Below are 18622 nucleotides of genomic sequence, written 5' to 3'. Positions count from 1 at the left end.
GGGGACGGTACGGAGTGAACTGCGGCGCCTTGAGAGCGCTTTCAAGGGCTGGGCCTCCGTCCGGTCCGTGCGGGCCGGACGGAGAGGAGCCGTACAGCGGGTCCCTCCGGGCGCTCCCCGGAAGGACCCGTGTGCCGTGCCGGCCTCAGGCGGTGTGCAGCCGCAGCCCGTACCGGCCGAGGATCTCGTTGACCGGCTGGAACCACGTCTCGCCGCCGGAGGAGCAGTTGCCCCAGCCGCCGGAGGTGACGCCCTGGGCCTGGTCGCCGCTGAGGAACGAGCCGCCCGAGTCGCCGCCCTCGGCGCAGACGCTGGTCTTGGTCATCTGGTACACGGCGCCCTGGCTGTAGTTGACCGTCTCGTTCTTGGCCAGGACCGTGCCGCAACGCCAGTGCGTGGTCGAGCCGGAGCGGCAGATCGAGGCGCCCACCGGGGCCTCGGCCGAGCCGCGGACCAGCTGGTCGGGGATGGTGCCCCAGCCGAGCACCACGGGCACGGTCCACCAGCCGCTGTGGATGGAGACGTACGCGTAGTCGTCGCCGGGGAACGACGAGCCCTGGAAGGTGCCCATCGCGGACCCGTCCCAGCCGCGTACCGCCGCGCCTGCCTGCCCGCAGTGTCCGGCCGTCACGAAGCCCCCGTACACGGAGAAGCCGATCGAGCAGCGGACGTTGCCGGTGTAGTACGGGTCGCCGCCGACGGTGCCTGCCGCGTACGTGCGGGGCGGTTGCGCCTTCTCGACGACGGTGACAGGGCCGTCGGCCCGGGCCCGGTCCACGAAGGACCGCACGTCAGGGTCCCGCCGCTCGGCGCGTACGACGTCGACCACGACGCTGTTGGTCTTCGGGTCGACGTGCCAGCCGGCCACTCCTGCGGGCGCGTGCAGCGTGTCCAGGCGGGCCTTGGCGCGGTCCAGTGCGGCGGCGCTGTGCCGGACCAGCCGGGTGTCGGCGCCCAGCGCCCGCACTTCCGCCTCCTCGGCGCGGTCGGTCACGGCGACGACCAGTCGGCCGGTCGCCGGATCGAACCACGAGCCGCCGTAGGCGGCGCCGGTGCGCTGGCGGGCGGCCTTCTCCACCTCGACGGCGGCCTTCTCGGCGCTCAGCCGCTCCTCGGCCTCGGCCGCGGTGAGCCCGAGGTCGCGGCGCATGGCGTCGAGCAGTCCGGCCGAGGCGGGCGCCGCGGCAGTGGGCTCCGGAAGCGGGGCCGCGCTCGCCATACCGGCGTGTGCGGCGCCCAGACCGACCGTCAGGAGTAAGGCGGTGAGGGCGGCGCGCAGGGGGGTGGTGCGTTTCACGGGTCCTCCTGGTGTGGGGGCTTCCAGTGGTTGAGAGCGCTCTCAACCGGACGTCGCCGTCACGTTAGCCGCACCTGCTTGTCAGGTCCATACCAGGAACCGGCCGTCACGGAGATGGCCCCGCACGACCACGCGCGGCCATGACGAAGTCCCGGACCACGGGGAGGTGTCACATGCCCGCCGACACCTCCGGGAACCAAGCTGTGGGCGCACGGGTCTGGTACGGGAGTACGAGAAAGGGAGCGCGCGGTGACGGTGCCCGACCGGATGGACGAGCGGCTGCGGGCGGTGCGGCTGCGCGAGGCCGAGCGGATGGCGGAGGGCGTGTTCACCCGGGCCGTGAAGGACGGAGTGATAGCCCCGGGCCGCTACGAGAGCGAGGTCGACAGCGACATCCGGGACATCGCCCGACGGGTGGCAGGTCCCCTGCTGGGCGGGGAGGGGCGCCTCGTACGCTCCGGGCCGCACACCGCGCTGCCCACCGGGCAGGCGGCGCCGGATCGGCTGATCGCGGAGAACGACGTGGCGGTCGTGGATCTCAGTCCGCTGCTGGCCGCCCACGAGACGAGCTTCGCGCAGACGGTGGTGCTCGGTGACGATCCTCGTCGGCACCGGCTCGTCGAGGATCTGCGAGGGCTGTTCACCGACGGCAGGGAGGCATTTCGTAGCCGCGAGAACATCACCGGCGGCCAGTTGCATGCCCAAGTCCTCGCGCTGGCAGCGAAAGCCGGATGGGAACTGACCGCGTGGCACGTGGGCCGGCTGACGGGCTCCGCTGTCGGCGACGCCGGGGACACGACGACGGAGGAGGAGCTCATCGCTCCCCACAACAGCACGCCCCTGCGCCGCAGGGACCAGGCGGGATTCCCGGCCCACTGGGTGATGGAGATCCAGCTCGTCGACGAACACCGCGGGTTCGGCGGAACGCTCAAGCAGCTCCTCGACCTCGTCTGACCGCCCGGCGCCTCGCCGGACGTCACCCCGGCCGGCGGGGGCGTCTCGGTGAGGTGCGCCCACTCGTGGCATCGGGTGAACGGGTCTTAGCCGGTAGCTGCCTTGGCGCGGCGGGCTGCCGCGGCCTTCGCGTACAGCAGGTGGGTGATGGCCTCGGCCGCCAGGAGGAGGACCACCAGCCAGGGCGCGAGCACGTCCGCGAGGAGGACGACGAGGAGGGGGAGCGCCACCCCCGGCACCGCCCAGACGGCCACCTCGCGCAGGGGCCGGCCGAAGCGCAGGCCGATCAGGGCGTGCGCCGCGTGGTAGGCGGCGAGCCCGCCGGCCAGCGCCCAGACCGTGCCCCGGGCGAGGTGGTCGTGTCCGGACTCGTCCACGGCGGTGGCCAGTCCCGCGGCCATGGAGATGACGGCGGCGGTGACGAAGAAGTGCAGGAAGCCGCCCACGTCACGGGCGAGGAGGTAGGCCTCACGGGTGCCCGCGGCGCCGATCACCCGCTCCGCAGCCGTCGAGGCGAAGTCGAAGTACGACCACCACAGCGCGGCCAGCAGGACGAATCCGAGGACCGCGACGACACCGGCCCGGGCGGTCCAGGTGTGGTCCGTGGCGGTGATCAGGCCGAGGACCGACTCACCGAGCACGATGATCACGAACAGGCCGACCCGTTCGACCAGATGCCCGGTGTGGACCCGTCCGGGGATGCCCCGCCCCCGGGCGGTCAGCACCAGGGCCATCTCCGCCAGGAGCAGCCCGGCCCAGACCAGATACCTCCAGGGCGCGGGAACGGCCGCCGAGCCCGCCCAGAGCAGCGCGGAGAGCAGGCAGTAGGTCAGCGGCCGCCAGCGCGGGATCCGGCCGGGCGCGGGAAAACGGGTGGCGGGCCACCACAGGGCCAGCAGGACCAGGCGGGTCCCCGCGTAGCCGAGGGCGTAGGCGGGGCCCCGGTCCCCGTCGGCCTCCGGGACCGCCGCGGCCATCACGGCGAGGCAGAGCATGGCGGCGAGCATCGCGAGGCGACGGCGGGCGCTGTCGTCCTGGAAGAGGTTGGCGGAGACGGTGAGGTTGGCCCACATCCACCAGGGCGGGAAGTAGAGCCCGAGGAACACACCGAACTCGCGCCAGCCGGGGTCGCCGTGCAGCCCGTGCGAGAGCTGGGCGACGAAGGCGACGAAGACCAGGTCGAAGAAGAGCTCCAGCCATCCGGCGTGCCGGGGCTCGGCCTCGCTCACGGCCGGGCCCGAGGGGGAGGGCGGCGGAGACGGAACCGCGGGGAAGGGAGTGCTCATCGGGCCATCCGGGTGAGGGTTCGACCGGACACGGACTGACTGTGACTGCCTGCATGAGACCACGAATCCGTACTCACCACCGCGAACCGAACCTGAAGCGTGTTGGTGGGTTCGTGCTCGTACGCGCATCGGGGCCGGCTCGTCCGATCGGTCGGATCTTCGGGTGGTCGGGCGGGGTGACGGCGGAGCTGAGGTTATGGATGTGCCACCGGACCATTCATGAGCATCAACCTCGGGAGCCCCACGATGCGGCCCATCAGATCGGCCTGTCTCGGCACGGCCACTGCGTTGGTCACCCTTCTCGCCTGCGTCCCCGTCGCGGCGGCGGCCGCGACCGACAATGATTCCGCCCACGCCAAGAGCAAGGGCCGGGTCATCACACTCACCGGACGGCTCGCGCAGCAGTCGCGCTTCCCCGTCAACCCCGGTGGCAGCCCCGCCCAGGGCGATCGGACCGTCTTCCGCTCGGTCCTCTACGACCAGAAGGGCAAGGAGGTCGGCGAAACCGGCGGCACCTGCACCACCACACGGGTCGAGGACGGCGGAGCGGAGGAGTGCGTCGTGACCTACAACCTCCCGGACGGCCAGCTCTCCGTGCAGGGGATGCTCTTCGGCATTCTCGTCCCGGGCCCTCCCCCCTCGTTCGACAACGCCGTCACCGGCGGAACCGGGAAGTACGAACGAGCTCGTGGCTCGGTCCACGCCGACACGATCGCCCCAGGCACGAGGCGCTTCACCATCCACCTCGTCTGACCGACCCTGCCCCCGCCCGGCGAACCCTGGCGGGGGCTCTCTCACGCGACCGCGACGCAGCTCTCAACGGTCCGATCCCGCAGGTCTCCTCGTCCGAGTCCCGTTCCCCTGCGCCGCCCGCTTCCACCGATGCGGCGCTGATCGTCTGCCCTTCGGACCGAGCCTGTGGTCGGATTCGGCGGCACCGGCCAGTCAGCCCCCGTTGAGGCCCCACTCGTCGAGGCCGCCGTAGATGTGGGCTTCGAGGCATTGAGGAGCATCGAGACCGAGGGCCTCGCCGCGGTAGAGGGCGATGAGTGAGTCCTTGCCCCGCCACCAGGTGTCGGTCAGGCCCTGCACCTCAGGGACCGGTTCGTACCCGGCGAGGTCCAGGGAATCGACGGCCTTGCCGGTGACCCTTGTGACGGTCCCGGCCCACCGTCTCGCGTGGGCGGCCAGTGCCAGTGACTCCACCCATCCGTCAGTGCTGGCATGCAGAGGTGTCCACTGGTAGCCGTCGATCCCGAAGGCCCCCTCGGGGCCGATCATGAATCCGTAGGCCATGGACACACGGCCGGTGCCGGCCGGGAACCACCAGCCTTCCGTCGTCGAACCCTCGGGGCAGTCGGCGTCCAGGATGCGGGGGCCACCCTCGTAGAACGGTGCCGGCGGCAGTACGAGGCCGCCCCAGCGGTCCTGGAAGGCCGCGGCCCGTTCGACCTCCGCAGCGGGGATCCCGTGCCGGATCCACACGTCGCGTCGGCCCAGGACGTCCTGTCCAGGGAGACGGATGCCGTCCACCTCGACGAACCTCCGGGCTCTGCCGCTCAGCCCGGCGGGCGCGACCGGGACCGACGACACGAAGCCGCCTGCCGTCACCGCTGCTCCCCTCCGCCGGAATGGAGCACGGCCGCCGCGATCTCCCGTATGCGGTCCAGCGTGACCCCCGTGCGCTGTTCGACAGCCAGGGGATGATCGGTGGGCTCGAGCTCGACGAAGGGGCGCTCGCCGACCGGGCGGGTACGGACGTGGGTCTTGAGGTTGAGGGTCGTGGTCGGGTAGATCGGCAGTTCGGTGGTGAGCCAGCCGAAGTACGGCTCCTCTTCCTCGCGGCCCGGCTTGTCCCACAGGTCTGCCGCCCGGGAGAAGTTCCCCCGGCTGAGCGAGACCCAGACACCCCAGGAGAACGGCTCGTCGCTGCCGATGACCGGTATCTCGATGAGGCCCTTGACGAAGTAGTGCTGCCCGCGGATCACGCACTGGTCCGGTGAGAGCAGACAGTCGTCGGCATCGGCGAAGGCGGGATCCCACACCGCCGGGGCGTAGGCCGTGTAGTTCATCGGCAGTTCCGGGTGGTGGGCCCCGCAACATGCGCAGGTGAATCCGTGATCACTGGTCATGGCGCCGGAGCCTAGTCGGCCTGGCCTCGCAGCCCGACGACACCGCCGACCGCATCAGCCCCAGGGTGTAAACCCGTGGGCCCATGCACCCGCTACGCCGTCGAACGGTGGGCCGATGCCACGCGACAGGGGAACGTGACAGCGTTCCTCCGTGCCTGCGGACTCCCCCTTGAGGCGCAGTTGACGATCCGTCACTACAGGAGGCTCCATGCCCATCACTCCCTTCACCAGCCGGAAGGGCCTGACGCGCCGCAGCATGCTGGGAGCCACGCTGGCCGCAGGCGCAGCCGTGCCGCTCGCCGCCGCCGCGCGCCCCGCGTGGGCCGGGCCGGCCGTGGTCGCCCCCGCCGCGACTCGGTTCACGCTGCCCGTGCCGACCGGCCCGTACCCGGTGGGCACGGTCGGGCTGCATCTCGTCGACCGGTCGCGACCGGACGCCATCGCGGGCCCCGGGCACTTCCGCGAACTGATGGCCACCGTCTGGTACCCCGCCCAGGACGTCCAGCGATACCCGGTGTCGCCCTGGATGCCGGCCGGCGCGTTCGAGGCGTTCGTCACCGACGCCGGGTTCAGCGACCTCGCCGGCCTGGTGCCGCTCACTGCGGGACACGTGGGCGCTCCGGTACGGCGAACGGGCCGACGGCTGCCCGTCGTGGTGTTCTCGCACGGCGCGCACAGCCACCAGGGCGACCACACCGTCGTGGTCCAAGAGCTCGCCAGTCACGGATACGCGGTCGTGACGGTGGCTCACCAGTACGACACGTACGCCGAATTCCCCGACGGGCGGATCGCCGTCCCGCTTCACGACAGGCAGGCGCCGACGCTGCCGGGAGACTTCGCCGCAGACCTGCGCTTCGTCCTCGACTGCGTCGAGAAGCTCGCCGCCGGGTGCAATCCCGACGTCGACCGCAGGGAACTGCCGGCCGGCCTGCTCGGCGCCCTCGACCCGCGGCGCATGGGCGCCTTCGGCTGGTCGAAGGGCGGGACGGCCACCGCCTGCGCCACGCTCGCGGACGAGCGCCTCCGGGCCGGGCTGAGCCTCGACGGCCCGATGCAGATGAACCCGCCACTGGCCGGCAACCTGGACCGACCGTTCATGATGGTGTCCGCCGAGTTCACCCGGGCCACGGATCCCGAGGCCGCCGCCTTCTGGTCGCACCTGCGGGGCTGGCGGCTGAACATCCAGGCCCAGGGCGCCGCCCACGTCTCGTACGGTGACAACGAGGCGCTGTTCCCCCAGGTGGCGAAGGTGTACGGATGGAGCGGGCAGCAGCTCCAGGACGTGATCGGCACCCTCGATCCCGGCCAGGCGGTGAAGATCCAGCAGGCGTATCCGCTGGCGTTCTTCGACGAGCACCTGCGCCATCGTCGGGGGCACCTGCTCGATGGGCCGTCCCCGGCCTTCCCTGCGGTGACGTTCCTCCCGTGAGGGCCCGGGGGCCCCGTCTGCCGGCCTGACCATGAAGGCAGGGGAGCCCCACACGGGCTGACAGCCCCGGCCCGTCGCCGTCAAACCGCCGAGACGCCGTACACCCGGTCGGGTCAACGGCGCTTCGGGGGCGGGAGGCGTGGGCGTGGGCTGGAGGCGGTTCCCGAGGCCCGCCATCGCGCGATGGTCGCCGGCGTGCTGGACTCAGGCCTGGTCGAGCAGGCGATCGCACGTACCCGATCCTTCGACCCGTCGGTCGACCTCGCGCGGGTCCGGACGCACACGGACCTGCCGACGGCCGAGTTCGAGACCTTCGGGGTGGTGGTGCCCGCCACCACCAGGAACATCACGCTGATGCGGGCCTTGATGGTGCCCATCGCCGACGAGGCGCTCTCGCTCGCCGTCGACCGGATCTGGGTGTTCGTCACCAACATCGACGACGTGTGCTCCAAGGACAGCGCAGAGGCCGAAGCCGTCCTGAGGGCAGGCATGTCGCCTGGCGCACCCAGGCTCGCGGTCTCGCCGAACGCGCGGTACATCGAGCACATGTTCCGCGAGATCGCGGGCTTCTGCGACCCCACCTTCCTGGCCGGCTACCGGACGTTCTTCTACAGCGCGGTCAACGGTGTCCTGATGGAATCGGAACTCGATCCGGACGCGTCCGACGAGGACGACATCAGCCGGATCCACCGCCGCGCGGTCCAGGAGGGCATTCCTTATCTCGCTTCATACCGCCACAGCGTCGACAGCGGCCTGGAGGCTTACCGGCGGGTGCTTCGACTGGCCAACGATGAGCAACGGCCCCACCTGGAGCGGTACATGACCGCCTACGTGTACTGGCACCTCCACTGCCGCCGCTACCGCTGGCAGGACGTCTACCCCGACCTGGCCATGATCGACGTCTGAGCCGTGCGGGCGGCGCCGTGCATGACGTGGCGGCCGACAGATGACCCCAGCCGCGCTGCCTAGACCCAACCCTCGTCGAGGTAGACCGTCCAGGCGTCTCCCACTGCCCGGTGCAGTTCAACCAGGGCCGCCACGTCTGCGATGGCCGCGGGTGCGTCAGACCACCGCAACGGAGAGTCCGGGACACCGTTGCGGGTGTAGGCCGGCAGTTCGCCGTCGCAGATGAAGGAGTGGAGCGGAGGGGGACCGTCGTCGAACCATGCGGGACAGTTCTCCTCCGCCCACGCAGCAGCCGCGTCGACACGATCCACATTGTCGAACAGGTGCTCAGGAGCAGGCCCGCCGCTGAACTGCACGAGGAAGCCCCGAGCGTCCACCGCCCACCAATCCCACATGAAGCCAGGTCGAGGGTGCCGGAGGATCGTCGTCATGCCGCCACCGTATCCAGGTCGTACAGACGGCTGGAGATGATCCACAGGAACGGTCTAGCCGCAGAGGTGGGTGCCGATCGTCAGGAACGCCTGGACCAGGGGGACCTGGGGGACGGCCGGGGAGACGATCTGGGAGGCGTAGTGGACGATCACCAGGTCGAGGGCGGGGGAGACGAAGAGGCGCTGGCCGTGGATGCCGCTGGCCATGAAGGAGCCGTAGGGGTCGTTCGGTATCCACCAGAGGTCGTGGTACGAGAGGGTCGCGGGCGCGTCGGGAGGTGCTGTCGGGAAGCGCACGCGGTAGGGGTAGCCGTCCGGAACGCCGGAGGCGATCGTCGAGGCGACCGCTTCGGGGACGACCTGGCGGTCGCCGGCCGAGCCGCCGCACCGGATCATCTCGCCGAAACGTGCCAGGTCGCGGGCGGTCGCGCTGAATCCTCCGCAGGCGGCCTCGGAGCCTTCGGAGTCGAGGAGGTAGTACGCGTCCTCCTCCGCGCCGATGCGGGACCAGATCATCTCGGACAGCAGGGCCGAGGTGGTGGTGCCGGTGACGCGGCGCAGGACCTCGGCGAGGGCCTCGACGTTGCCGTTCTCGTAGCGGAATTCGACGCCCGGTTCGCCGGTCGCCCGGGCGGTGGCGAGGTGTTCGCGGATCGTGGTCGGCCCGGTATAGCCGTACGGGCGCAGTCGAGGGGCGAGGACGGCGAAGTAGCGCTGCGCTTCGAGCGCCTTGTCGTACGGGCGGCCCGCGTAGCTCATCCGCGTGCCCATGTGGAGGAGGTGGTCGACCTGGGCGTCGCCGAAGGCGGTGCCGGCGAGCTCGGGGACGATCTTGGCGACCTGGGTGCCGCGGTCGAGCTGTCCTTCGTGGGCGAGGGTCGCGGCGACGAGGCCGAGGTAGGACTTGGCGGCCGATGCGTTGAAGTGCGGGACCTGGGGTTCGTACCCGTGGAGGTATTCCTCGTGCACGAGGTGCCCGCGATGCATGACCAGCAGGGCATCGGTCTCGGCCCGGGTGAGCAGGTCCGCGAGCGTGAGGTCCTGACCCCGCGGTCCCGGGAACGTGAGGCCGTCCAGGGTTCCGGGCGGTGCCGTCGGCAGCGTGGACGCGCCGCCGGGGCCCCGCCAGACACTGCGGCTCGGAACGAGTTCCCGGCCTGAGGTGGTGTGGCGCCGGGCCCAGGCCGGATCGGTGTATCCCCGAGCCCAGACGAGGTCGGCCAAGGAGGGAATGTCCGTCATGTGCACGCTCCGCTCTTTCGATCACGCGTCTTCTGAGCTCAGTACCGTACACAGTGTCCGGTAACTGAGCCAGAGGTGTCGGGCGTGACGCGGAGATCGTGCCGTTCAGGAGGTCAGGTCCAGGGCCCCCGGCGCGTCGGACGGCGCCAGTCCGGTGGCCCACACGCGGCCGTAGACCGACAGGTCCCGCAGATGTGCGGTGATCTCGGCGGCGGTGTAGCCGGTGTCGTTCTCCACCCACCAGGTCAGCAGGCCGATGAGTTCGCCGGTCCACGCCCGGGCGACGACATCGAGGGGGATCCGCGGCGTCACCCCGAGCTGCTCGGTCCGCGCGCGGAAGGCGGCCTCGGCGTGGGTGCGGATGAGGTCCGTGAACTCCCGCAGGGCCCGGCCGTCGCCCTCCCCCCGCAGGACGACCTGGTAGACGGGCTTCTCCTGCTCGGCGTGTTCGAAGATGTACTTCACCGGAAGTCCGGTGAACCCCTCGGCATGCGCCTGGCGGACCGCCGGCAGGAGGCGGTCCCGGTCCTCGGCGAGGTCGCGGACGATGCCGACCAGGAGGTCCTCCTTGTCGCGGTAGTGCGCGTAGAAGGTGGCTCGGCCGACGTCCGCGCGCTCGGTGATCTCCTCGACGGTGATCGCGTGGAACCCCCTCTCCAGAACCAGTTCGACCAGGGCCTGGCGCAGTGCGGCCCGCGTCCTGCGGACGCGGCGGTCTCCCGCGGGCTTCATGTCCACTCGGCTTCCTTCTCGTCCGGACTGTTGACCTGACCCTAACGCTGCCTTTACGTTGCCGCACGCAAAGCTTGTTACGAGACATTGTGTTCGAAAACTCTGGAGGGGCGATGAATCTCGGGCGGTACGTACGCCGGACTGCCGGCCAGCAACCCGATGCCGAGGCGGTGGTCTGCGGACCCGCCCGGCTGACGTACGCGGAACTCGACGACCACAGCGACCGGCTCGCGACGGCGCTGCGCGCCCTCGGCCTGGACCGGGGAGACCGCGTGGCGACCCTCGCCGGCAACCGTGCGGAACTCGTGGTCACGGAAGTGGCCCTCTACAAGGCCGGACTGGCCCGGGCGCCGATCAACGCCAGGCTCGGCACCGCCGAGGTGGCCCACCTGCTCGCCGAGTCGGACGCGCGGGTGCTGCTGACGGACGCCGCCCACCTGGACATCGCCCGTGCGGCGGTGCCCGGTACGGGTGTGAAGACCGTCCTCGGCTACGACGGGCCGAGCGACCTCGGCCCGGACTACGCGGAGACCCTCGCGCGTACCGAGCCGGAACCCGTCGAGGCGGAGTGCGACGAGAGCGACATCGCCGTACTCCACTTCACCTCGGGCTCCACCGGCAAGCTCAAGGCGGCAGTCCAGACCTACGGCAACCGGCTCGCCCTCATGCGCAAGTCCGTGATGAGCGCCGGCACCCGAGTGGGCCCCGGTGACCGGCAGATCCTGGCCGGGCCGGTCACCCACGCCTCGGGCATGCCGCTGATGGGCATCTTCTTCGCCGGCGGCTGCGCGATCGTGCTGCCCCGCTGGGACGCCGAGGAGTTCCTCACCACCGTCCAGCGCGAGCGGGCCACCCACGCCTTCGTCGTGCCCACGATGGTCAACAGCGTCCTCGCTCTGCCTCACGCGCGCGACTACGACCTCTCCACCCTGCGCCAGCTGATCTATGGTGCCGCGCCGATGTCACCGGCCCGGATCAGGGCAGCCTGGGACCTCTTCGGCCCCGTCCTCTCCCAGGGATACGGATGCGGAGAGACCACCTCCGGAGTGCTCTTCCTCTCCACCGAGGACCACCGGCGGGGGATCGAGGGCGAGGACGAGGAACTGCTGCTGTCCTGCGGCCGGCCGCTCGCCGAGGCCGAGGTCGCCGTCGTCGACGACAGCGGACAGCCCGTCGCCGACGGAGAGATCGGAGAGATCGCCGTCCGCGGCCCCGATGTCGTCCCCGGCTACCACAACGAGCCCGGGCTCACGGCGGAGACCTTCCGGGACGGCTGGTTCCTCACCGGCGACCTCGCCCGCCGGCGCGCGGACGGGTACGTCTTCATCGTCGACCGCAAGAAGGACATGATCGTCTCCGGCGGCTTCAACATCTACGCCGTCGAGGTCGAGTCCGTCCTGCATCAGCACCCGGACGTGTACGAGGCGGCCGTCGTCGGCGTTCCCGACGAGCAGTGGGGCGAAGCGGTCAAGGCGGTCGTCGTGACGCGCCGGGGCGCCACCCTCACGGAGACGGCCCTCATCGACTTCTGCGCCCAGCACCTGGCCCGTATGAAGAAGCCCCGCTCGGTCGACTTCGTCGCCGCCCTGCCCCACAACCCCAACGGCAAGATCGACCGCCGCGCCGTCCGCGACCGCTACTGGGCGGGCGCCGAGCGCCGCGTCAACTGAACAGGAACCCTGGCATGCCCTTCACCCTCCAGCCCTCCTACGACGACCGTCCGCGCCTCCAGGACCTCGTCGTCCGCCTGCGCGCCTACCTGGCCGACGAGCTCATCCCGTACGAGCGCGAGCACGGCATCACCGCGGAGACCAAGCTCGACCGTGCCACCCTCGAACACGTCTGGAAGCGCAGCGCTGAACTCGGCTTCTACGGCATCAGTCTGCCGCGGGAGCTGGGCGGAAAGGGCCTGAGCTTCTACGAACTGTGCGCCCTCAAAGAGGAGTTGACCGCATCCGGTGCCGCCCTCTCCCACTCCGTACTCGGTGACATGGGCGGTCCGCTGCGCGTCGGCGCGATCGTGAAGCACGCCACCGAGGAACAGCGGGAGCGCTACCTGATGCCCGTCGTCCGGGGCGAGCGGGCGTGCTGCTTCTCCATCACGGAGGAGGACGCCGGCTCCGACGTGCGCCGCATGACGACCACCGCCACCCCGGACGGGGACGCCTTCGTCCTCAACGGCAAGAAGGTGTTCAGCTCCGCCGCCCCCTTCGCGGACTTCGCGATCGTCGTCGCCCGCATGAACGGCACCGAGGAGGTGTACAGCGCGTTCCTCGTCGACCTCGACACCCCAGGCTGCCGCGTCCTCGACGGCGAAGTACCCATGTCCGGCCAGCAGATGGAGGGCGACCTCGTCTTCGAGGACTGCCGGATCCCCGCCGCGAACCTCCTCGGCGAGGTCGGCCAGGGCCTGCGCATCGGCATCGGCCGCATCACCCTCAACCGCCTGCTCCACTGCCCGTCCCTCATCGGCGCCGCCCGCCGCGCCTGGGACCTCTCGCTGGAGTACGCCACGAACCGTGTCGTCTTCGGTCAGCCGCTCCTCGCCCATCAGGCCATCCACCACAAGATCGCCGAGATGGCCACCGAGATCTACGCCGCCCGCGCGATGGTGATGACCACCGCCGCCAAGGCCGACCGCGGAGACAACGTCTCCGTCGAGGCCAACATGTGCAAGCTCTTCACCTCGGAGGCGTCCTTCCGCGTCGCCGACCAGGCGGTCCAGATCCACGGCAAGGCCGGGCTGACCCGCGGCCACGAGGTCGAGCAGATCTTCCGCAGCCTGCGGATGTTCCGGATCGTCACCGGAACCACCGAGATCCACAAGAACGCCATCGCCAAGGGCCTGATCTGACCGACCCCTTGGTGCCCAGGGCGGTGCCGCGGGCCCCCGCTTCGGCAGACGGGCCCGCGGCCACGGGGGACCCACCGCCCACCGCACGGCCCCCTGCCCCACTCGCATCCGCAGGAGTCTCCCCATGGCACCCCGAACCGTCACGCACTCCCGGCCCCTTTCCGTCCCGGCACCCGACGGTCGCAGAACCTGGCTGATCACGGCGATGATCGTGGCCTTCATGGTCATCAACTTCGCCGACAAGTCGGTCCTCGGTCTCGCCGCCGTTCCGATCATGGCGGAACTCGGCCTCAGCAACAGCACCTACGGCCTGATCTCCAGCTCCTTCTCCTTCCTGTTCAGCGTCTCCGGACTCCTCGTCGGATTTCTCTCCACCCGGATCTCCAGCCGGGTCCTGCTGTTCGTCATGACCGTGGCGTGGGCCGTCGCCCAGCTCCCGGTCCTCGTGGTCGCCTCCGTGCCGACCTTGATGGCCGGCCGCATCCTCCTCGGTGCCGCCGAGGGGCCGGCGGCCTCCATGTCGATGCACGCCCTGTACAAGTGGTTCCCGCCGGAGAGGCGCGCCCTGCCCTCGGCCCTCCAGATCGGCGGCGCGGCCCTGGGCACGCTGATCGCGGCACCCCTGGTCACCTGGCTGATCGACGGCTTCGGCTGGCGATCCGCCTACGCCGTCCTCGCGGTCGTCAGCGCCTGCTGGGCGCTGCTGTGGTGGCGTGTGGGCCATGACGGCCCGTACGACGAGAAGCACACGGCCCACGGATCCAACGGGCTCCGGCTGCCCTACCGCAGGATTCTGCTGACAGGCACCGTCCTCGGCAGCATCGCCAGCGCCTTCGGAGCGGCATGGGCGCTGTCCCTCAGCCATGCCTGGCTGCCCGCCTACCTCAGGACGCAGCTGGACATGTCGGCGGCGGCCTCCGCGACCGCCATCAGCGTCATCTCCGGCCTCGGACTGGTGCTGCTCCTGGCGGTCTCCCCGTTCGTGGACGCCCTGAAATCCCGTGGCGTGAGCAGCCGTTGGTCCAGCGGGGCGGCGCAGAGCACAGCCGTGTGCGTGGCGGGGTGCGCGATGGCGGCGTTCCCGTTCGTCGACGAGCCCGGTCCTCGGCTCGTACTGATCGCCCTGGCCTTCGGTGGCACCGCGATCGCCGTACCCCTCCACTACATGACGACCGCGGAGGTCGTCCCGCCCGCCCAGCGCGGCGCCGTCTTCGGCATCGTCGCCGGAATCGGCACCCTGCCGGGCCTCGTGGCCCCCTTCCTGACCGGGCACCTCATCGACACGGCTGCCACTCCGGCCGCCGGATACACCACCGCCTTCCTCGTCGCCGGCGGCGTGATGCTCATGGCCGGGACCGCCGCCCTCACGGCCATCCGCCCGGAGCGGGACCGACGACACCTGGGGCTCGACACCGGACCCCACTCCTGACGGGCGTCGGTCGGGGCCACGGGCACCTCGCCGGGAGTCTCGACCGGCGGAGCGGGGCCGGATACCCGCTTCGTGATGTCCGATCCGGCGACTGCGGGCAGAATTGCCCTGAAAGTCACTTCCGAGTCACCTGGCGTGCCGGCGGGCACGCGCGAAGGGGGCTACGTGCCATCCAGGCGGTCGGGGGAGGAGGCGGCTCCCGGGCCGGTGTGGTCGGAGCCGGGGACCCTGCTGGAGCATGTGCCCGTGGCCGTGCTCGGCCTGGACGAGAAGGGCCGGATCCATTACTGGGGGCCCGGTGCGCAGGACCTCTTCGGGTACGAGGCGGCGGACGCGATCGGCCGGTCGGCGGCCGTTCTGTTCCCCCGAGCAGGAGCCGACGGGGTCGATTCCGCTGAGCTGCTCGTCGAGCGGGGCCTGACTCTCGGCTACTGGCGGGTAAGAATGACGGCGAGGCACCGGGACGGCGCCGTGTTCGACTGCGGCCTCCGGGTCTTCCCGGTGACGGGGGCCGCCGGGCGGTCCGTCGTCGTCGGCCTGGCCAGCAGGAGCGAAGAGCTCGACCGGGTCAAGAGCAACCTCGCCTTCCTGGACGCGCTGTTCGAGACGTGTCCGATCGGACTCGTCATGCTGGACGAGGACCTGCGGTACGTCCACCTCAACCAGGCCCTCGCCGACATGGACGGCGTCCCCATCGAGGACCACATCGGGCGCCGTATGGAAGACATCATGATCACGTCGGACGGCGGCGCCTACTCCGGCCTGCTGCGGGCCGTCGCCGACGAGGGGCGGCCCGTCATCAGCGCGCTCGTCGGCCTGCGCACCCCGGGCCACCCCGACCGGGACCAGATCCGTTCCGTGAGCCTCTTCCCGCTCAGCCGGGCCGTCGGCACACGACCCGGTGTCGGCGGGCTGCTCGTGGACGTCACCGACCGTGAGCAGGCCCTGGTCGAGGCCGCCGCCGGCCGGCAACGGCTCGATCTGCTGCACCGCGCGGCCTCCCGCATCGGCACCACCCTCGACGTCGAGGTCACCGCGCGCGAACTGGTCGACACGGTCGTCCCCGAGTTCTGTGACGCCGCAGCCGTGGAGGTGGTCGACTGGATGGACGAGCCGGAGGTCTTTGTACCCGAGAGCCCGCTCAGGACCCGCCGGATCGCCTCCGGCACCACGCTGCCCCCGCCCGCGCCCGAACTCGTCAGCGGTCTCACACACGTGACGTACCCGCCGGACTCCACCATCCACGCGACCCTGCGCACGGGCCGGCCCATCTGCGTCCCGGTCGACGACGACTTCGTGACCCGGACCGTCATCCACCAGGCCCGCGCCCGGCTGCTCATCGACAGCGGACTGACCTGTCTCCTCATCGCCCCGCTCATCGCCCGCGGCACGGTCCAGGGGATCGTCATGTTCGGGCGCTCGGCCGCCCGCCCCGCCTTCTCCGATCAGGACCTCAGCCTGGCCGCCGAACTCGCCTCCCGAGCCGCCCTCTGCCTCGACAACGCCCGCCTCTACAGCCGCGTCCAGGACATCGCGCTCACCCTTCAGCGCGCCCTGCTCCCCACCGCTCTCGCCACCGGACCCACCCTGCGCATCGCCCACCGCTACCTTCCCGGCAGCCATGTCACGGAGGTCGGCGGCGACTGGTACGACGTGACCGAACTGCCCGGCGGCCGGATCGCCCTGGTCGTCGGCGACGTCATGGGGCACGGCGTACCGGCCGCCGCGGCGATGGGCCGGCTGCGCATCACCGCCAAGGCGCTGGCCCGACAGAATCTCGACCCCGGCGACCTCATGGCCGAACTCGACGCCTGCGCCCAGGAGGCGGGCATCGAGCTCGCGACCTGCCTCTACATCCGGTACGACCCCGGGACCGGCCGCGCACTCGTCGCCAACGCGGGGCATCCGCCGCCGCTCGTCCGCCGTCCCGACGGCACCGTGCTGGTGGTCGACGACGTGCTTGGTGTGCCCCTCGGCGTCGGCGGCCTCCCCTTCGGCACGACCGAGATCGCACTCCACGAGGGGGATCTGCTCGCCCTCTACACCGACGGGCTCGTCGAGACCCGCGATCAGGACATCGACGAGGGTGTGCGGGCGCTCTGTGACCGACTGGCCGCCCTGACGGAGACCTCGGGGGAGCCCGAGGCGCTGGAGGAGGCAGCGGACACCGTCCTGTCCGGACTTCTGCCGGACGCGCCGACCGACGACACCGTGCTCGTCCTGGCCCACGTGGGCCGTCGGCCACCCGTGGAGCCCGTACGGTAGGCCGGCCTGCGGGGCACGGCGGCGTACGGCGGGGTACGACGGGGCACGGTGGGTCAGCGCGCGACGACCAAGGCGTCGATCGGGCGGTTTGCCCGGTCTGGCCGGGGCAGGCTGAGAGGGTGGCTGCGCCAGGTCGGCCGGGCCCACGCCGAGGAGGCAGGGGATGCGGGGCTTCGAGGTGGGGGAGTCGTCGACGCCGGCCTCGACCACTACGAGTGGAAGGACGAGGACGAGTACGCGCACGTACGGCGGCTGGGCATCATCACCGACACCGAGCACCGGGCCGTCGACGCCGCACGTGAGGAGACCCTCGGGATGTTGGCCTCCCGCACCGGCGTCTTCGCGGATGCCGACCGGTGGGCGACCTGGCGGTGGAATGAGGCCTGGCCCACTCCCTACCTGCCGGGCTCTGCCGAGGCGGCGGAAGGGGCCGCATCGACGTCCGTGTGAACCGCGGCACAGCGTCTCAGAGCCAACCTTCGCGTGCCGCCTTGAGGCCCGCCTCGAAGCGGCTGGTGGCGTGGAGGCGTTCCATCAGCGCGGCCATCTGCCGTCTCACGGTGCGTAGCGACACCCCGAGGCGTTTGCTCGCCGCCTCGTCGGTCATGCCCGAGGCCAGGAGTCTCAACAGTTCGAGTTCGGGCCCGGTGGGCCCCGTGTCGGTGGCGCGGGGGCGGTCCGCTCCGAGGGGGACGGCGGCCTCCCACGTCTGCTCGAACAAGGTGACCAAGGAGGCGACGATGCCGGGCGCGCTCGTGCACAGGGCGCCCGTACGGGAGTTGTCGGGGTCGATGGGCACGACCGCGACCGTGCGGTCGAACACCAGCAGACGCGGAGGAAGCAGCGGGCTGGTGCGCACCTGGCCGCCCTGCTCGGTCAGCCACCGGGCGTAGGCCAGCGTCGCCGGATCGTTGCGGGCACTGTCCTGGTACACCGAGCACATCTCGATGCCGCGGGCGAGCGCCCTCCGGTCCAGCGGGCGCGACGCCTCCATGCTGGCTTCCGACAGCGCGCCGCCCGGCAGGATCGCCAGGCACTCCCGGGCCAGTCCGTGGGCGAGCTCTTCCAGCCGGTTCTGGATGGCGTCCATGCCCACGAGCCGCTCGGCGCCGTCGACCTCGGTGTTCGGACGCAGCTCGGCGAACTCGGAGACGACCTGTGCCGCGGCGGCCCTGCTCTGCGCCAACTCCTTCTGCTGTCGGGCCACTTCTGTCTCCTGGCGGCGCAGGAGCACCTCCAGGCCCAGTTCCGGCCGTACCGCCCGGAGCGCACCGGGACTGTCCCGTGACGGCCTGAGCAGACCGAGGTCGACGAGCTGGTCCAGGCTCTCGCGGACCTGCGTCTGTGCGAGACCGAGGCGCGTGCTGAGTTCGGCGATCCCCTCCGAGGGGTCGGCCAGCATCCCCCGGTAGACGGCTTCCACAGCGGCCCCGAGTCCCATTGCCTGCAGCATGCCCCAGCCCCCCAGCTGTGCTCCGGCCGCCCCACGAGCGTGCCTGCCCGCGATCGTAGACGTGGTCTGTCACCAAGGTGCCAGACCACTTGGTGACAGACGCAACTCCTTCCCCACGTGTGACGGGGACAGCAGCATTGTGAACACCGGAACGGCGGGGCGGTAGTCCCCGATCCGGGCCAGAGCCGCGAGGACGGCCCGGAACAGCACGT

17 protein-coding genes are annotated in these 18622 nt (G+C 71.1%); 9 read left to right on the top strand and 8 right to left on the bottom strand.

Features of this window, described 5'->3' with window-relative positions:
- Positions 1-145: 145 nt before the first annotated feature.
- Positions 146-1297, bottom strand: coding sequence for a S1 family peptidase (locus tag IE237_RS06700; RefSeq protein ID WP_189800876.1), 1152 nt, complete (start codon positions 1295-1297; stop codon positions 146-148).
- 249 nt (positions 1298-1546) lie between these two features.
- Between IE237_RS06700 and IE237_RS06695 the strand changes: the two genes are divergently transcribed.
- Positions 1547-2251, top strand: coding sequence for a M24 family metallopeptidase (locus IE237_RS06695; protein WP_229842362.1), 705 nt, complete (start codon positions 1547-1549; stop codon positions 2249-2251).
- An 86-nt stretch (positions 2252-2337) separates the two neighbouring features.
- Here IE237_RS06695 and IE237_RS06690 read toward each other — a convergent pair whose 3' ends face one another.
- Positions 2338-3537: a low temperature requirement protein A gene (locus IE237_RS06690; RefSeq protein WP_189800875.1), complete on the bottom strand. Its 1200-nt coding sequence runs from the start codon at positions 3535-3537 to the stop codon at positions 2338-2340.
- A gap of 219 nt (positions 3538-3756) precedes the next feature.
- Between IE237_RS06690 and IE237_RS06685 the strand changes: the two genes are divergently transcribed.
- Positions 3757-4290 carry an allene oxide cyclase barrel-like domain-containing protein gene (locus IE237_RS06685; protein ID WP_189800874.1) on the top strand — a complete coding sequence of 178 codons (534 nt, stop codon included), beginning with the start codon at positions 3757-3759 and terminating at the stop codon, positions 4288-4290.
- A 192-nt stretch (positions 4291-4482) separates the two neighbouring features.
- Here IE237_RS06685 and IE237_RS06680 read toward each other — a convergent pair whose 3' ends face one another.
- Positions 4483-5148 (bottom strand): hypothetical protein, encoded by a 666-nt coding sequence (locus IE237_RS06680; RefSeq protein ID WP_189800873.1) that lies wholly within the window; start codon positions 5146-5148, stop codon positions 4483-4485.
- The gene (locus IE237_RS06675; protein WP_229842543.1) at positions 5145-5609 is read right to left on the bottom strand and encodes a DUF2199 domain-containing protein; all 465 of its coding nucleotides are present in this window, start codon (positions 5607-5609) and stop codon (positions 5145-5147) included. Before IE237_RS06675 ends, IE237_RS06680 begins: the two co-directional genes overlap by 4 nt.
- 268 nt (positions 5610-5877) lie before the next feature.
- Between IE237_RS06675 and IE237_RS06670 the strand changes: the two genes are divergently transcribed.
- Together IE237_RS06670 and IE237_RS06665 are read left to right on the top strand one after the other, a co-directional pair.
- Entirely contained in the window at positions 5878-7098 is a 1221-nt protein-coding gene (locus IE237_RS06670) for an alpha/beta hydrolase family protein (RefSeq protein WP_189800871.1), read from the top strand.
- Positions 7099-7293: 195 nt separating this feature from the next.
- Entirely contained in the window at positions 7294-8004 is a 711-nt protein-coding gene (locus IE237_RS06665; RefSeq protein WP_189800870.1) for a hypothetical protein, read from the top strand.
- 59 nt (positions 8005-8063) lie between these two features.
- Here the strand turns inward: IE237_RS06665 and IE237_RS06660 are convergent, their stop codons facing one another.
- The 3 genes from IE237_RS06660 to IE237_RS06650 form a co-directional block, all read right to left on the bottom strand.
- Positions 8064-8435, bottom strand: coding sequence for a hypothetical protein (locus IE237_RS06660; protein WP_189800869.1), 372 nt, complete (start codon positions 8433-8435; stop codon positions 8064-8066).
- Positions 8436-8489: 54 nt separating this feature from the next.
- Entirely contained in the window at positions 8490-9677 is a 1188-nt protein-coding gene (locus tag IE237_RS06655; RefSeq protein WP_189800868.1) for a serine hydrolase domain-containing protein, read from the bottom strand.
- Between the two features lie 105 nt (positions 9678-9782).
- Positions 9783-10409 carry a TetR/AcrR family transcriptional regulator gene (locus tag IE237_RS06650; protein WP_189800867.1) on the bottom strand — a complete coding sequence of 209 codons (627 nt, stop codon included), beginning with the start codon at positions 10407-10409 and terminating at the stop codon, positions 9783-9785.
- Between the two features lie 113 nt (positions 10410-10522).
- Here IE237_RS06650 and IE237_RS06645 point away from each other — a divergent pair, with 113 nt between their 5' ends.
- The 5 genes from IE237_RS06645 to IE237_RS40585 all read left to right on the top strand — a co-directional run bounded on the left by IE237_RS06645 (position 10523) and on the right by IE237_RS40585 (position 17407).
- Positions 10523-12079, top strand: a complete 1557-nt coding sequence (locus tag IE237_RS06645) for an acyl-CoA synthetase (protein ID WP_189800866.1) — start codon at positions 10523-10525, stop codon at positions 12077-12079.
- Positions 12080-12093: 14 nt separating this feature from the next.
- Positions 12094-13263 (top strand): acyl-CoA dehydrogenase family protein, encoded by a 1170-nt coding sequence (locus IE237_RS06640; RefSeq protein ID WP_189800865.1) that lies wholly within the window; start codon positions 12094-12096, stop codon positions 13261-13263.
- Between the two features lie 124 nt (positions 13264-13387).
- On the top strand, positions 13388-14692 hold the full coding sequence (locus IE237_RS06635; protein ID WP_189800864.1) for an MFS transporter: 1305 nt from the start codon (positions 13388-13390) through the stop codon (positions 14690-14692).
- Between the two features lie 165 nt (positions 14693-14857).
- Positions 14858-16957, top strand: a complete 2100-nt coding sequence (locus tag IE237_RS06630; protein ID WP_229842360.1) for a SpoIIE family protein phosphatase — start codon at positions 14858-14860, stop codon at positions 16955-16957.
- Between the two features lie 48 nt (positions 16958-17005).
- Positions 17006-17407: a hypothetical protein gene (locus tag IE237_RS40585; protein ID WP_229842359.1), complete on the top strand. Its 402-nt coding sequence runs from the start codon at positions 17006-17008 to the stop codon at positions 17405-17407.
- A gap of 16 nt (positions 17408-17423) precedes the next feature.
- Here the strand turns inward: IE237_RS40585 and IE237_RS06620 are convergent, their stop codons facing one another.
- Positions 17424-18410, bottom strand: coding sequence for a helix-turn-helix transcriptional regulator (locus IE237_RS06620; protein WP_189800862.1), 987 nt, complete (start codon positions 18408-18410; stop codon positions 17424-17426).
- Between the last annotated feature and the right edge of the window lie 212 nt (positions 18411-18622).

The sequence above is a fragment of the Streptomyces tanashiensis genome (genome assembly GCF_014648895.1).
Classification (GTDB): Bacteria; Actinomycetota; Actinomycetes; order Streptomycetales; family Streptomycetaceae; genus Streptomyces; species Streptomyces tanashiensis.
Note: the sequence above shows the minus strand (reverse complement) of the source record. Positions and strands in the feature narration are given on the sequence as shown.

What these genes read in the sequence shown, in the direction of transcription:
- IE237_RS06655 (WP_189800868.1), bottom strand. Translation starts at nt 9,677, where the DNA reads ATGACGGACATTCCCTCCTTGGCCGACCTCGTCTGGGCTCGGGGATAC.
- IE237_RS06690 (WP_189800875.1), bottom strand. Translation starts at nt 3,537, where the DNA reads ATGAGCACTCCCTTCCCCGCGGTTCCGTCTCCGCCGCCCTCCCCCTCG.
- IE237_RS06675 (WP_229842543.1), bottom strand. Translation starts at nt 5,609, where the DNA reads ATGAACTACACGGCCTACGCCCCGGCGGTGTGGGATCCCGCCTTCGCC.
- IE237_RS06650 (WP_189800867.1), bottom strand. Translation starts at nt 10,409, where the DNA reads ATGAAGCCCGCGGGAGACCGCCGCGTCCGCAGGACGCGGGCCGCACTG.
- IE237_RS06685 (WP_189800874.1), top strand. Translation starts at nt 3,757, where the DNA reads ATGAGCATCAACCTCGGGAGCCCCACGATGCGGCCCATCAGATCGGCC.
- IE237_RS06660 (WP_189800869.1), bottom strand. Translation starts at nt 8,435, where the DNA reads ATGACGACGATCCTCCGGCACCCTCGACCTGGCTTCATGTGGGATTGG.
- IE237_RS06670 (WP_189800871.1), top strand. Translation starts at nt 5,878, where the DNA reads ATGCCCATCACTCCCTTCACCAGCCGGAAGGGCCTGACGCGCCGCAGC.
- IE237_RS06640 (WP_189800865.1), top strand. Translation starts at nt 12,094, where the DNA reads ATGCCCTTCACCCTCCAGCCCTCCTACGACGACCGTCCGCGCCTCCAG.
- IE237_RS06635 (WP_189800864.1), top strand. Translation starts at nt 13,388, where the DNA reads ATGGCACCCCGAACCGTCACGCACTCCCGGCCCCTTTCCGTCCCGGCA.
- IE237_RS06645 (WP_189800866.1), top strand. Translation starts at nt 10,523, where the DNA reads ATGAATCTCGGGCGGTACGTACGCCGGACTGCCGGCCAGCAACCCGAT.
- IE237_RS06620 (WP_189800862.1), bottom strand. Translation starts at nt 18,410, where the DNA reads ATGCTGCAGGCAATGGGACTCGGGGCCGCTGTGGAAGCCGTCTACCGG.